The following is a 13500-nucleotide window of genomic DNA, read 5'->3' as shown; positions in this document are numbered from 1 at the left end:
TCAGTATCCGCGGTAGCCGGTGCCGGTCTTCATGCCCACCACGCCGGGCACGGCCGAGACCGAGCCGTAGCGCTCGATGGCATAGCGGACGCCCGCGATGATGTTGTCGACCGGGTTCCAGATGTCCTTGTGCCCCGGCAGGGACCAGCGGTTGAACGTGGGATCGATGGTCTGCATCAGCCCCTTCGAGGGGGTTCCGGCGGCCGCGTTCGAGTCCCAGTTGTTGATCGCGTGCGGGTTCCCGCCCGACTCGTGCCGGATGATCATCCAGATGTCGTCCCGGTTCATCTTCTCGGCGGGGTAGCCCTGCGCCTTGAGGATCTCGATGGCCTGCTCGATCCACTCCTTGACCTGGCCCGTGGGCGCGGGCCCGCCGCCGGCCGGCGGCGGGCCGCTGGGGCCGTAGCCGCCGAAGCCGCCGCTCCCGCCCGAGCCGCTCACGCCGCTGAGGCTCGTCGGGCGGTACGAGGCGTACGTCGGGTGCGCCTTGTCACCTGGGGCCCCGGTGTAGCCGGGGGTGCGCTGCCAGTCGACCGGGTGCCCGTGCCGGGGCACGAACTCCTGTTTGCCCGGGTCCGGGATCTTCGCGAAGGTGAGCGCGCCGTCACGGTAGTCACCGCCCAGGCGTGTGCCCAGCGTCTTCGCGGCGTCGCCGACGGCCGTGGTCACCTGCTCCAGGTGCGGCCGGGCGTCCTCGACGCCCCGGGAGACGATGGCCCGCAGCCCGTTCTCCAGCTCCTTGCCCGTGGCATCCGGGTTCCGGCCGCGGTAGGCCGCCGCCTCGGCGACCACGTCGGCGCAGATGCCGTCGATCTTCGACTTGGCGCTCTCCAGCGCGCCGGCGACCTTCTCCAGCGCGCCCGCGCACGCGACCAGGGCGTCGTGGAGGCCGTCCGCCGCCTTGCCGTACCTGTTCATGTAGGTGACGAAGGCGTCGGCGGAGCGGCCCTGCCACGCGGCGTCCACGGTGCGCACGGCCCGGCCCACGCCGCCCGCGTAGTCCTGCGCGTCGCCGGCCGCGCCGCGCCACTTCCCGGCGATGTCGCGGATCTCGCCGGGATCGCCGCTCACCTTCTCCGCCATGGCGGCCAGCTCGGCGCCGCCCGGCAGGTCCGCGACCCCACTCATACCTGCATCGAGGTGGACGTGGCCTTGTGGGCCGTCCTGACGTTGTCCTGCACGGCTTCCAGTGCCCGCTCCACGCCCTTCAGCTTGGTTCTCGCGTCGGCCGCCTCCGCGGTCAGCGCGGAATAGGCAGCGTCGACCGCCGCCGCCAGCGCCGCCGCGCCGTCCACGTGCCCGAAGGCGGCCGCCCGGGTGCCCGGCGTCTCGGGCAGGCCGCCGTGCAGGCTCTCGTACTGGCCCCAGGCCTTGCTCACCGCCGTACGGCAGCCTTCGAGCGCCTGGAAGTGGATGTCGAAACCGGCCACGTACCGCTCCTCTCCGCCTGTCACTCTTCCCCGGGAGGAGGCAGGAACGCGGTCTGGGCGAGCCGCGCGCCGAACCTCCTGTCGACGTGGTAGCCCCGGCCGGGCGGCAGCGGATGCGCCCGGACGTTGCCGAACAGATAGCCCTCGTCCTTGTTGCCGGACAGGATGACGGCGGGGCTGGCCATGTCCTTCAGCTTCTGGATGACCGGGTCGTACATGGCCCGGCCGGCGCCGCCCATCTGACGCGACAGGACCAGGTGCAGCCCGATGTCCCGCGCCTGCGGCAGCAGGTCCACCAGGGGCAGCAGCGGGTTGGACGAGGTGGCGACCAGGTCGTAGTCGTCCACGACGACGTAGACGTCGGAACCCTGCCACCAGCTCCTGTCCCGCAGTTGCTCGGGCGTGAGGTCCGCCGGGGGCAGCCGCTTCAGCAGGGCCCCGCGGACGTTGTTGATCAGCTCCTGGGCGGCGGTGCTCGACGCCGCGTAGCCGATGCGGTGGGCGGTCGCGGCCGAGTCGAGCAGCGACCTGCGGTAGTCGATGACGATCATCATCGCCTCGTGCGGCTGCCGCCTGGCCACCAGCCCCTCGGCGACGAGCCGCAGCAGGTTCGACTTGCCGCTCTCGGTGTCGCCGAGGACGACGAAGTGCGGGTCGGCGTCGAAGTCGAGCAGCACGGGCGAGAGCGTCGCCTCGTCGATGCCGATGGGGATCTTCGGTCCCGTCTCCTCGGGACCGGGCAGCGAGGCCGCGGGCAGCACCGGCGGCAGCAGCCGGATCGCCGGCGCGGGCGGGCCCTGCCAGGCCTCCCTGACCGCGTGCACCAGCCCGCGGACGCCCGCGGCGAGGTCCTCGGAGCTTTGCACGCCGTCGATCCGCGGCAGCGCCGACAGGAAGTGCAGCCCCTCCTTGGTGAGGCCGCGTCCCGGCACGCCCTCGGGGACCGCCAGCGACGCCTTCCTGTTCACCTCGGACTCGTAGGCGTCGCCGAGCTTGAGCTCGACCCTGGTGCCGAACAGGTCGCGGATGCTCGCCCGGAACTCCGACCACTTGTTGGTGGCCGCCACCACGTGGATGCCGTATCCGAGACCCCTGGCGGCGATGTCGGTGACGACAGGTTCGAGCGACTCGAACTCCTGCCTGAGCGTCAGCCAGCCGTCCACGACCAGGAACACGTCGCCCCAGCCGTCGCCGTCGCGGCCGGACTCGGCCCGCATCCGCCGGTAGGCCGCGACCGACTCGATGCCGTGCTCGGCGAAGTCCGCCTCACGCCGCTCCAGGATCGTGGAGATCTCGGCGACCGTACGGCGGACGCGGTCGGCGTCGAGGCGGCTCGCGACGCCGCCCACGTGCGGCAGCGCCTCCAGCGAGGCCAGGGAGCCGCCGCCGAAGTCCAGGCAGTAGAACTGCACCTCGCGCGGCGTGTGCATCAGGGCCATGCTCGTGATCAGGGTCCGCAGCACCGTGCTCTTGCCGCTCTGCGTGCCGCCCGCGACGCCGACGTGGCCCGCGCCTCCCGACAGGTCCAGCCAGTAGGGGTCGCGGCGCTGCTCGAACGGCCGGTCGACGATGCCGACGACCGCGTGGAGCATCCCCCGGCCGCCCCAGGTCGCCGTGGTCAGGCCGTGCTCGGGGGTGACGGACAGCGGCGGCAACAGGTGGGCAAGCGTCGGCGGCTCGGCCAGCGGAGGCAGCCAGATCCGGTGCGCGGGCGGGCCGTGGCCGGCGAGCCGGCCGACCACGACGTCGAGCAGGCTGTGCCGTGGGCCGCCGGCCTCCTCGGCGGGCACCAGTTCCCTGGGCGTCTCGGTCACTTCCACGGGCGCGAAGGCGGTGCCGTACTCCACCACGTCGCGCACCGGACGGCCGGCCTCGCCGGGCGCGGACCGCGTGGGGTCGGCGTGGTGGGGGCCGGACACGTAGGCGGCCTTGAACCGGGTCATCCCCGTGGTGTCGTACTTCAGGTAGCCGTTGCCCGGCGCGGGCGGCAGCTCGTAGGCGTCGGCGACGCCGAGCACGACCCGGCTCTCCATGGCCGAGAACGTGCGCAGGCCGATCCGGTACGACAGGTGGGTGTCGAGACCGCGCAGCCGGCCCTCCTCCAGGCGCTGGGAGGCCAGCAGGAGGTGCACGCCGAGCGAGCGGCCGAGCCGCCCGATCATCACGAACAGGTCGATGAACTCAGGCTTGGCGGTGAGCAGCTCGCTGAACTCGTCGATCACGACGAACAGGGTCGGCATCGGCTTGAGATCGGCGCCCTGCTCCCTGGCCCGCTCGTAGTCGCGCAGCGAGGCGTAGTTGCCCGCGGCGCGCAGCAGCTCCTGGCGGCGCACCATCTCGCCGTGCAGCGCGTCGTGCATGCGGTCGACGAGCGGCAGCTCGTCCTCCAGGTTGGTGATGACCGCCGACACGTGGGACAGGGACTCCAGGCCGAGGAACGTGGCGCCACCCTTGAAGTCCACCAGCACGAAGTTCAGGATCTCGGAGGAGTGCGTGATGGCCAGGCCGAGCACCAGCGTGCGCAGCAGCTCGCTCTTGCCGGATCCGGTCGCCCCGATGACCAGGCCGTGCGGCCCCATGCCGCCCTGCGCCGACTCCTTGATGTCGAGCTCGACGACCCGTCCGTCCGCGCCGAGGCCGATCGGCACCCGCAGCCGGTTGCGTCCGGCGCGGGGCTGCCAGATCACCGCGGGGTCGAGACGGACCGGGTCGCCCACGCCGAGCAGGTCGGTGAGCGAGGTGTTGACGCCGAGCACGTCCTGCGCCTCGCCCTGGGCGCCGGCGGAGGCGCGCAGCGGCGCGAGCTGCCGGGCCAGCCCCTCCGCCTGCGGATAACCGAGGCGGTCGGGGTCGCCGAGCCGGTTGCTCGACCGCCGCCCCGCGTGGTCGATCTTGACCATGTGGAAGCCGTCGGGCTGGACGTCCAGCCGGAGCGTGATCGCCTCGGGGGCCGGTCCGGTCACGCCGGACAGGTCGATCACGGTCACGCCCTGGATGGCGTCGGAGCCGAGCTGGCTGTCGTGTGGCACGTGCCCGCCGTCCACGATCACCACGTGGTACGGCAGGGCCTCGGCGGAGGCGCCAGGGCGGAACCTGGCCCGCTCCCTGAGCTCCTCACCGACCAGCGCGTCGAGGTGGGCGAGGTTCTCCGCCATGAGCCTGACCTGGCCCGCGGCGTCGGCCTGCTCGGGGTGCAGGGCGTGCGGCAGCCACTTCACCCACTCCCAGTGGGGCATCCACTCCTTGCTCGCGCAGATCATGATCCGCATGTCGTCGGGGGAGTGGAAGACGACGAGCTGCGCGATCATCGCCCGCACCAGCTCGCGCACCGCGGTGGGATCGCCGGTGAGATGGATGCGGGCGAAGGAGTGCAGGGCGACCGCGACGGGCAGCCCCGACACCGTGGCGTGCGCCCGGACGAACCGGCGCAGCGCGCCCGCCGACAGCGCGTCGAGGTCCTCCACCGGCTTGGTGTCCGGCGGGACGAGCTGGATGGCCAGCTTCTGCACGCCGGTGCCGAGCCGTACGGTCGCGAAGTCGTCGTCGCGCGGCCTGCGCTCCCACAGGCGCGGGCCCATCGCGATCCACCACAGCGAGTCGGGCGGCGGGCCGCTCCACTCCAGCGCCTCCCGCTGCTGCACGGCGGCCCTGCGGACCTTCCTGCGGATCTGCGACAGGTAGCGGAAGTAGTCGCGGCGCAGCCCGTTGAGCCGGTTCCTGCGCTCACCGGCGTTGCGTCCGAGCTGGCCGACGCTCATGCCGACCATGGAGACGGCGAACAGTCCGCTGGCCACGTACATGAGGGGGTTGCCGGTGCCGCCCGCCGTGAACATCAGCGCCATCGCGGCGCCGCCGGCCAGCATCGGCACGTACGTGAGCACGGACATCAGACCCTGCGGCTGGACCTCGGGAATCTCCGGCGGGGATTCCAGGAGGATCTCGCCACGGGGCGGTTTGGGGCCCGGGCGGCGCTCGGGGCGCGAGACCACGACAATGCTCATCTGACTGACTTTTCTACCAGGTTTGCCGATATTTTCGGGCTGTCAGAGAGATCTTCGGGAGAGGATTCCCGCTGTGTCATCGCCGGCCCCCCTTCACGTTCAGCAGGGTGTCGTCCAGCAGGGCATGGTTCAGCATGGCCCGGCCCAGCAGGGCGCGTTGCCGCAGGCGGCCGTGCCGCTGCCGCCCCTGTGCCACGTCACCGTGGTCGCCCCGCGCAGGAAGGCGGACCTCGCGCTGCCGTCGGACATCCCGCTGCCGCACGTCATGCCCGGACTGCTCCGGGCGGTCGGGGAGGTGGGAGGCGACGCGGCCGCCGCCCCCGGCTGGGTGCTCCAGCGTCTCGGCGGCCCGCCGCTCGACCTCGGCCAGAGCCTGGGCACGCTGGGCGTCCTGGACGGGGAGGTCCTCTACCTGCGCCCGCGCGACGCGGTGCTGCCGCCGGCGGTGTACGACGACGTGGCCGACGTCGTCGCCACCGGGACCAAGGAGGGCGGCGGCAGGTGGGAGCCGCGGCACACGAGGCTGCTCGGCATGGGCGTGGCCGCCGGGCTGCTCGCGCTCGGCGCCGTCGTCCTCGCGCTGGCGGCGGCCCCGCCGCGGCTCACCGCGGGCGTGGCCGGAGCCGTCGCGGTGCTGCTCGTCGCCGCCGGAGCCGTGGTGTCCAGGGCCGTCGGCCAGCCCACGGCCGGCGCCCTCGTCGGCTACGCGGCCCTGCCGCATGCGTTCCTCGCCGGACTGTTCACGCCCGGAGCGTCGGGCTCCGTGCTGGTTCTCGGGGCGCCGAACCTGCTGGCCGGGCTCGCGTACACCGCGCTGGTGGCGACGGTGGGCGGCGTGCTGATCGCCGACGGCGTGGCCGGCTTCCTCGGCGTCGCGGTCGCGGCCGTCGCCGGGGCCGTGGGGGCGGCGTGCGTGATGGTGTTCGGGGGATCGGGCGCCGGGGCGGCGGCCGTGGTCGCGACGGCCCTGCTGGCGCTGAGCCCGCTCATCCCCACGCTGTCGTTCCGGATGGCCAGGGTGCCGCTGCCGCCGCTGCCCACCAGCGCCGAGGAACTGCGCAGCGACAACCAGCGGATCGACGGCCCGCTGGTGCTCCAGCGGACCGCGCAGGCCCACAGGTACGCCACCGGCATGGTCATCGCGATCGCGCTCGCCGGTGTCGCGGCGGAGCTGCTGCTCGTCCAGCACGGCGGCTGGGTCGCCCGCGTGACGGCGGCGACGCTGGCGCTCGCGCTGGCCATGCGGGCGAGGGTCTTCGCGGGGGTCACCCAGCGGCTGTGGATGATCCTCGCCGCCGTGACGGGGGCCGCCGCGCTGGCGTTCGCGCTGGGCACGGGCGCCGACGCGGTCGCCGAGGTGGCCGTGACGATCGGGGTGCTGTGGACGGCCCTGCTCGTGCTCGGCCTCGGCCTCTGGCTGCCTACGGGCAGGCCCTCGCCGTTCTGGGGCCGGGCGGCGGACATCCTCGACGCGCTGCTGATCGTCGCGCTGGTCCCGCTCACGCTGGGCGTGCTCGACCTGTACGCCTGGGTGCGCGGCCTGTCGGGCTGACCCCTCGGATCGCGAGGCGGCACTTCCCGAATGCACTGGCCGCCTGAGGTCACCCGGTCGGCCGCACGGGCAGCAGCGTGGGGCGCTTGGCGGTGCGACCGTCGCCGGACGACCTGCCGAGGAGGCGCCGCATCAGCCACGGGCCGAGGAACGTGCCCGCCCAGCGCAGCTCGGCGCCCAGAATTCGCCACCCGGCCGGATCCACCGGGGGATGCAGGGGCAGCGTCCAGCCGTCGTCGCTGCCGGGCAGGCCGAGGGCGTGGGCCACGGCCGCGGCGATGCGCTCGTGGCCGAGCGGACTCGCATGCAGCCGGTCGGCGCTCCACAGCCGGGGGTCGGTGGAGACCGCGTGAGACGCCGTCTCGGCGACCACGACCCCATGCCGTGCCGCCGCCACCCGAATGCGGTCGTTGAGTTGGAACACCCGCGACCGGAGCGGCCGGGCGATCGGCGCGATCTTCCCGACGTCCGGGAACGTGAGGGTCGCGACGCGGGCCCCGGCGGCCGTGAGAGCGGCGAACATCGCCTCCAGGTGCCCGGCCACCTCGGCGGCGTCGAAGCGGGGCCTGATCAGGTCGTTGACACCGGCGACGACGGTGACCAGATGAGGGCGGAGGGCCAGGGCCGGCGCGAGCTGCTCGCCCCGCACCTCCCCGGCGAGCCGCCCCCGCACCGCCAGGTTGGCGTACGTGACCTCCGGGTCCACGGTCGTGAGCCGCTCGGCGAGCCGGTCGGCCCAGCCGCGCGGGTGGGCGGGGTCGCCGTCACCCAGCCCTTCGGTCTGGCTGTCGCCGAGGGCGACATAACGCAGGGGCTCACCGTTCGGCATGGGCCACCTCCGGGTTCCGCGGGGCTGGCGCGGTCCCCTCTCGGGTCATGGCCGTGGTTCCTCCGCCCGGCCCGGCCGCGCTCCTTTCCCGCAGGATCGCCGCGATCCGCAGGCACCAGTCGCGGTTGCCCTCCTCGAAGGCCAGACCGCGCAGGCAGGTCAGGTACGGCCCAACGCGCCCCCCTGTGCGGAGGAACTCCTCCTCGCCCAGGCCGCCGCGCATCTTCCGCAGGATCCGCCGGAACAAATCGATCTTGGCTTCGGCCATGGCGGCCCTCTCCTCGACCTGCCGGATCAGCGGCCCGGCGTCGACGTGGTCGGCCGCCTGCACCTTGACGAGCAGGTCGTCGCGGATGAACGACGGCTTCGACGCGGCCGCCGCGAACCGCTCCAGCTCCGTGAGCCCGGCGTCCGTGACGTGGAAGAGGCGCTTGGTGGGCCGGGTCTCCTGGACCACCTGCCGCCCCGCGACCAGTCCCTCCCGCTCCAGCCTGGCCAGCTCGGCGTACAGCTGCTGGGGCAGGGCGTGCCAGAAGTTCGCCACACCGACGTCGAACGCCTTGGCCAGTTGATAGCCGCTGAGTTCGCCGTCGAGCAACGCCGCGAGGACGGCGTGCCGCAAGGCCATGGAACCGCTCCCTCCGCTCCTTCATAGTCAAGGATATGACTATTCAAGAAACTGAGCATCGGGGAAGCGGCGTGCCGGCGGCCCTGGCGGGTCGACGGCCGGAGCCGTCCAGGAGCCGGCGAGGGAACCGGCGGTGTTCCCGGCTAGAGCCGGCCGATGCCTTCGGATGACGCCCGCTCGTCGAACGCGCGGCGGGCGTCGCCGAGAAGGCCGGCCACGTGGGGAACCCCCGCGGCCTCCAGTCCGCTCCGCAGCATCTCCTCCTTCGCCGCCTCCGCGGCCGCCTCGGCCCGCCGTACGGCCTTCAGGACGGCCTCGGCGAGCGCGCGGCTGTCGAGCCTGCGCATGCTGAGCGGATGGATGTCGACGGCGCGGAGCGTGCCGACGGCGTCGACGGTCGCCGTGACCCGGCCCCCGTCGGCCCTGCCGACGTACTCTCGCGTGCTCCACTCGGTCGCGAGCTCCTCCATCAGGGCGGCCGCGGCCGACAGCCGCTCCATGCGGGCCCGGAGCTCACGCATCTCGTCCACGCTCACTCCTCCCGCAGCAGGGCCTGGACGTGAGGGGCGAGCGGGTCGCCGGCCGGCGGTGAGTCGGCGAACTCCTCCATGGCCTTCGCCAGCCGCTCGCCCGTCCCGCGCCGCGCGGCGCCGATCGCGCCCTGAACCGCGGCGGACATCGCGACGGCGTCGAGGTCGCGCATGGCGCGCGGGTCGATGGTGAGGCCGAGCAGGTGGCCCGCTCCGGTGACCCGGGCCACCACGGCACCCGTGGCGTCGGTCCCCTCGATCACCTCCTCGCTCAGCCCGTGGAGCAGGTCGGCGAGCGCGCCGACGCGGCCCTGGACCTCCCGCACCAGGCCGGCGACGTCGCCTTCCCTGCCCTCGTGGAACGCGGCCGTGTTCTTCACTGAAGATCCTTGTTCGCCGGCTGCCAGTAGTCGTGGATGTGCGCGCGGTCCGCCACGTCAGGGGTGAGCGTGAGGTCCCGGCGGCCCCGCGCCGGGTCGCCCTCGTCGAAGAAGGCGGCCCGCACGTCGTTGAGCTTCTGCTCCAGCTTGTTGAGGTCGCTCTCGTAGGCCATGTAGATGTCGGCGAACTGCTTGACGAGGTTGCCCAGCGCACTGGCGAACACGCCCACCTGCGATATCAGCGCGACCCGCCCCGCCGGGTGCGCGCTCATGGCCGCCAGCGTACGGAGGATCGGCGCCGAGGCGGCGTAGAGGCCGAACACCGACAGGTCGTACTCCAGGACCTCCTTGAACTGGCTGTGCATCGCGCCGCTCATCTCGCCGGTGACGCCGTGGAGCTTCTCGTACAGGACCGTGGTGTTGAAGCGGACCCGCCGCCCGAGCAGGTCCGCCGCGTGGCCCTTCCAGTTAGGGCTGACGTCCTGGAAGTAGGAGAACCAGATGTCGGACCTGCCGCTCTCCAGCCGGCCGCCCATCTCCTTCCAGAGCTCCCGACGGTCGTAGAAGAGGAAGGGGTTGCCGAGGTTCAGCGTGGCGGCGACGTCCAGGGCGAGGGCCGCGATCCCCAGCCCGGACATGGCCGCCGCCGTACGCGTCTGCTGCCGCAGCGGGTTCAGCGCCTTGACCAGGTCCCGGAAGAAGCCGGGATCGGTACGGGTGGCGGCGGAGGCGGCGGCCGTGTCAGCCGTGTCGGCCGGCGCCACGGAAACGGCTCGCTGGACGTTGCCGCTCGAGTCCGTGATGTAGAGCTCCTTGGGGCCCGAGGCGGGCCGGCCGGGCACGAACAGCTTGCCCGGCTCGCTGGGCGGGGTCGACATGCGGATCCTCTCAGATGCGCGTGTTCTGGATGGCCGCCTTGCCGGCCTGCTCCGCCGCGACGTAGTTGTCGGCGGCCCTGACCAGCGTCTCGCCGTCCCTGTGCAGGGCGTCGCCGAGGATGCCGGCGGCGCTCGACCAGGTGTCGGAGACGCTGTTGAACCGGTGCACGAAGGTGAGCCCGACGATGGGGATCCCGGCGAGCGGAGCGAGGTTCCAGCCCTGGAAACGGGGCGTGGCGTCCCCCAGCCGCCGGACGCCGTCGGCGGAGCCGCCCACGGTCCCGGCGAACTTCCTGATGAAGCCCGCGGCCACCTCGTAGCCGGGCAGGCCGGACGAGCCGCCGCCCGGGTCGGGGGAGTACGCGGCCGGGGTCGCGGCCGGCTTCGGGGCCTGAGGCGCTCCCGCCTGCCGCCCGCGCAGCGAGTCCGGCAGGCAGGGGCCGGGCGGCGGGCAGGGCGGAGTGTGCGGGCACGGGCTGACCATCGACGGCACGGACGGAGCCGGGGAAGCGGGGGACGTCCGCGTCGCGCTCACCGGGCCGGTGGGCGACGCCGTCGCGGAAATCGCCGGTGACCGGCTTGGCGAGGGTTCACCGTATGACACGTGATCTTCCCTATCACCGGGCTTCGTGCCCTTGCCATGCGCCAGGGCGACGTTTCCGCAGGTGGATAGCGGAAATTAGACGGATGTTCACTGATGTGTAACGGGTGAGCACGTAGACCCCGTACGCCCCGCTTTGAATGCGTTAACTTGCCGATGTTCCGAAAATCGCGGGGGAAAGGGGCTCGGATGACCGCCGGCGGGTTCGAGGACTTCGACATGGAGCGGTTCAGGGAGCGGGCGGACGCCAGGATGGCCGCCGTCGAGCGGCTCCAGAAAACCCTCTCCTCGCTCGTGGGCCGAGCCCGGGACGAGGACGGACTGGTCAGCGTGGAGTTCTCCAGCCAGGGGCTGAGCGAGCTGGAGCTCCATCCCAAGGCGATGCGGCTGAGCTCGGGCGAGCTCGCCGATCGGATCAAGGACACGATGCGCGCCGCGTCCGACGACCTGTACCGGCAGATGAACCGGGCCATGGCCGAGGTGCTCGGGGAGGACGGCGACCAGACGAGGTTCCTGGACGACCCGGAGGCCGTGCTCGCCCAGGTCAGAGAGGCGGAGTCCGCCTTCGACCGGACCGCCGAGGACGTGCTGGGCGAGCTCGACCGCATCAGCCGCAGACTCAGCATGTGACCGCCCTGATCCGCCGCCCGCCCGCCGCGTCACGCGAACGGGCCGGACGGGGATGCCCGGGACGCCCCGCGAGCAGCCCGCGCCGCCCGCCCGGGTTCCAGGTCATGTCTGACGAATGTTGCCCGTCGCGCAGCATTCGTCGGGCGCTCCCTAGCGCCGATTCTCCTCGGACACCGTTTCCGCCGTCGGCGGCGCCGAGCCCTCGTCAGCCGATGCGATGGGGGCTGATGGGGCTCGTCACGCGCCAGACGTCCGGCTCCGGGTCGTAGATCTCCCGTTCGCGCTCGTCCTGCCCACCCCCATCGGCGCCCGCCGGTGCGTAGGGGAACAAGGGCGAGCCCGCACCGCTCTGGCCGGTCCGGTAGCCGCCCAGGACGGCGCCGGCCTCCGCGGTGCCACCGGCCCCGTAGCCGGTGCGCGCTCCGCCGTACACGCCGATCACCCCGCCGGGCGGCAGCGTGCCGGTGGGCCCGGACGTCGTGACGGGGATCCGCGCGTCCGGATAGCCGGTGAACGCGTTGGGCGTGGTGCCCGCGGGAGTCGTGCCGCCGGGCAGGGGATGGGCGTTCGCCAGGCCGGTCCTGTCGGAGCCGCCGATCACGGCCGGAGCCGTACCCGATCCGTCGCCGGAGCCGCCCGCCTGTCCTGTGCTTGTTTGTCCTGTGTTCGTTTGTCCTGGGTCCGATGAGCCGCCGGGGTCGGGGGACGAGCCCGCCGTGCCGGGGTCGCCCGCGCTGCCGGGCCCGTTCGCGCCGGACCCGCCCGTGCCGTCGCCGTTGCCGGAACCCGTGCCGTCGCCGCTGCCGGAGCCGCCGCCCGAGTGGCCGCCTCCGCCGGATCCCGAACCACCGGATCCGGACCCGGACCCGGAGGAACCCGAGCCCGAACCGGACGTGCCCGAGCCGGACGTGCCGTCACCGGAGGAGCCGCCGTGCCACACGCCGTCGGTGTTCGTGACGGGCGCCCCCGTCCCGCCCACGTGGATGCGGGGAGAGCTCGCGAGGTCGATGTGCAGCGGCTCGATGGCGGGCAGGTCGAAGGCCAGGCCGTCGGCGAAGGCGTTGTTCGCCTCCTGGATCTTCTCGTTGAGCGCGCGGAAGTGGCTGCGCGCCGCCTCGTCGGGGTCGGCCGCCGGGCTTCCCGTGGTGCCGCCGCCCGCACCCTCGTCCGAGTTGCTCGGGGCGGCGGGGAAGTTCGTCCGCGCGTCCCCGACCACGTCCGCGTACCAGGACATCGCCGCCCCGCTCGCGGTCATGGCGTCGCCGAGCGCGCCCGCCGTGGCGTACAGCGCGCGGAGCGCCGACTGCACCTGCTCGGCCGCCGGGCCGCGCCAGACCTCGGACAGGTCCTTGGCGGTCCTGCTCAGCGCCGCCTGGATGCCTATCTCGGACGGTCCGTTGCCGCCGACCTTCCCGCCCACCAGATCGGCGGCGTCGATGAACGCCTGACCGGCCCGCCTGACCTCGTCGGGTTTCGCGGCGTCCAGCTTCTGCTTGATCTGTTCCCGGGAGAGGTTGTCCGGGTCGAGCCCGTAGAGGCTCGCGTACACCTTGATCGGCTCCCAGCCGGCTTCGGCCCCCATCGCGATCTTTCCCCTTGCCCTCGGCAGCTCACGCGCTGCTGCTCGTGTGGCCCTTCTCGTAGTTCACGACGGCCTGTTCGACGGCGCTCACCATCGCCTCGATGCGGTCGATCAGCAGCTGATACTTGCCGCTGAGCACCTCGTGGGCCTGCTCGGCGTTCAACCCGAAATACTTGGCCGTCTCCCACGGGCCGGTCTCCGAGGGGCCGACGTTGGTCAGTCCCTGGACCTCGCCCGCGGTCCCCGGGCCGCTCCAGGTGGCGCTCATGCTGGCGGGAGCGCGCCCGCGCAGCGTGCCGAGCTCCTCCCGCAGTCCCTTGAGGATCTGCCGGACCCGCGTGTGGTCGATGTACACCTCGTCCGGGCCTCCGCCGAGACCCGGCCAGGTTTCGGGCAGCCGCAGCTTCGGCGGCGGCGACCCGCCGCCGGGATCGTGGCTCAACTCTCGCCTCCCTCGCC

General features: G+C 73.0%; 13 protein-coding genes. 2 read left to right on the top strand and 11 right to left on the bottom strand.

All coding sequences use genetic code 11. The annotated features are described in order from the left end of the window. The 3 genes from Msi02_RS32235 to eccCa are packed head-to-tail and all read right to left on the bottom strand — an operon-like array spanning window position 1 to window position 5431. Window positions 1–1128, bottom strand: a complete 1128-nt coding sequence (locus Msi02_RS32235) for a WXG100 family type VII secretion target (RefSeq protein ID WP_204051673.1) — start codon at window positions 1126–1128, stop codon at window positions 1–3. Beyond that, window positions 1125–1430 carry a hypothetical protein gene (locus Msi02_RS32230; protein ID WP_204051672.1) on the bottom strand — a complete coding sequence of 102 codons (306 nt, stop codon included), beginning with the start codon at window positions 1428–1430 and terminating at the stop codon, window positions 1125–1127. Before Msi02_RS32230 ends, Msi02_RS32235 begins: the two co-directional genes overlap by 4 nt. 20 nt (window positions 1431–1450) lie before the next feature. Continuing rightward, a complete protein-coding gene (gene eccCa / locus Msi02_RS32225) occupies window positions 1451–5431 on the bottom strand; it encodes a type VII secretion protein EccCa (protein WP_204051671.1) in 3981 nt (1326 codons plus the stop codon). Window positions 5432–5555: 124 nt separating this feature from the next. Between eccCa and eccD the strand changes: the two genes are divergently transcribed. Continuing rightward, window positions 5556–6983 carry a type VII secretion integral membrane protein EccD gene (eccD, locus tag Msi02_RS32220; protein ID WP_204051670.1) on the top strand — a complete coding sequence of 476 codons (1428 nt, stop codon included), beginning with the start codon at window positions 5556–5558 and terminating at the stop codon, window positions 6981–6983. 49 nt (window positions 6984–7032) lie between these two features. On the opposite strand, the gene Msi02_RS32215 is transcribed toward eccD, so the two are convergent. From Msi02_RS32215 to Msi02_RS32190, 6 genes are all read right to left on the bottom strand, one after another. Further along, window positions 7033–7812 carry an SGNH/GDSL hydrolase family protein gene (locus tag Msi02_RS32215; RefSeq protein WP_204051669.1) on the bottom strand — a complete coding sequence of 260 codons (780 nt, stop codon included), beginning with the start codon at window positions 7810–7812 and terminating at the stop codon, window positions 7033–7035. Next, window positions 7799–8440 carry a PadR family transcriptional regulator gene (locus Msi02_RS32210; protein WP_204051668.1) on the bottom strand — a complete coding sequence of 214 codons (642 nt, stop codon included), beginning with the start codon at window positions 8438–8440 and terminating at the stop codon, window positions 7799–7801. Before Msi02_RS32210 ends, Msi02_RS32215 begins: the two co-directional genes overlap by 14 nt. Window positions 8441–8583: 143 nt before the next feature. Further along, window positions 8584–8961 carry a YbaB/EbfC family nucleoid-associated protein gene (locus Msi02_RS32205; protein ID WP_239108919.1) on the bottom strand — a complete coding sequence of 126 codons (378 nt, stop codon included), beginning with the start codon at window positions 8959–8961 and terminating at the stop codon, window positions 8584–8586. 11 nt (window positions 8962–8972) lie between these two features. Next, window positions 8973–9350 (bottom strand): YbaB/EbfC family nucleoid-associated protein, encoded by a 378-nt coding sequence (locus Msi02_RS32200; RefSeq protein WP_204051666.1) that lies wholly within the window; start codon window positions 9348–9350, stop codon window positions 8973–8975. Next, the gene (locus tag Msi02_RS32195) at window positions 9347–10228 is read right to left on the bottom strand and encodes a hypothetical protein (RefSeq protein ID WP_204051665.1); all 882 of its coding nucleotides are present in this window, start codon (window positions 10226–10228) and stop codon (window positions 9347–9349) included. The genes Msi02_RS32200 and Msi02_RS32195 overlap by 4 nt, the downstream gene beginning before the upstream one ends. 10 nt (window positions 10229–10238) lie before the next feature. Further along, window positions 10239–10721, bottom strand: a complete 483-nt coding sequence (locus Msi02_RS32190) for a hypothetical protein (protein ID WP_204051664.1) — start codon at window positions 10719–10721, stop codon at window positions 10239–10241. A gap of 297 nt (window positions 10722–11018) precedes the next feature. Here Msi02_RS32190 and Msi02_RS32185 point away from each other — a divergent pair, with 297 nt between their 5' ends. Beyond that, window positions 11019–11459: a YbaB/EbfC family nucleoid-associated protein gene (locus Msi02_RS32185; RefSeq protein ID WP_204051663.1), complete on the top strand. Its 441-nt coding sequence runs from the start codon at window positions 11019–11021 to the stop codon at window positions 11457–11459. Between the two features lie 205 nt (window positions 11460–11664). Here Msi02_RS32185 and Msi02_RS32180 read toward each other — a convergent pair whose 3' ends face one another. Next, window positions 11665–13041, bottom strand: a complete 1377-nt coding sequence (locus Msi02_RS32180) for a WXG100 family type VII secretion target (RefSeq protein ID WP_204051662.1) — start codon at window positions 13039–13041, stop codon at window positions 11665–11667. A 28-nt stretch (window positions 13042–13069) separates the two neighbouring features. Next, on the bottom strand, window positions 13070–13483 hold the full coding sequence (locus Msi02_RS32175) for a hypothetical protein (RefSeq protein ID WP_079320680.1): 414 nt from the start codon (window positions 13481–13483) through the stop codon (window positions 13070–13072). Between the last annotated feature and the right edge of the window lie 17 nt (window positions 13484–13500).

Origin of the sequence: Microbispora siamensis, from assembly GCF_016863095.1 — a bacterium.
GTDB lineage: Bacteria > Actinomycetota > Actinomycetes > Streptosporangiales > Streptosporangiaceae > Microbispora > Microbispora siamensis.
This window is presented reverse-complemented; position numbering and strand designations above follow the sequence as displayed.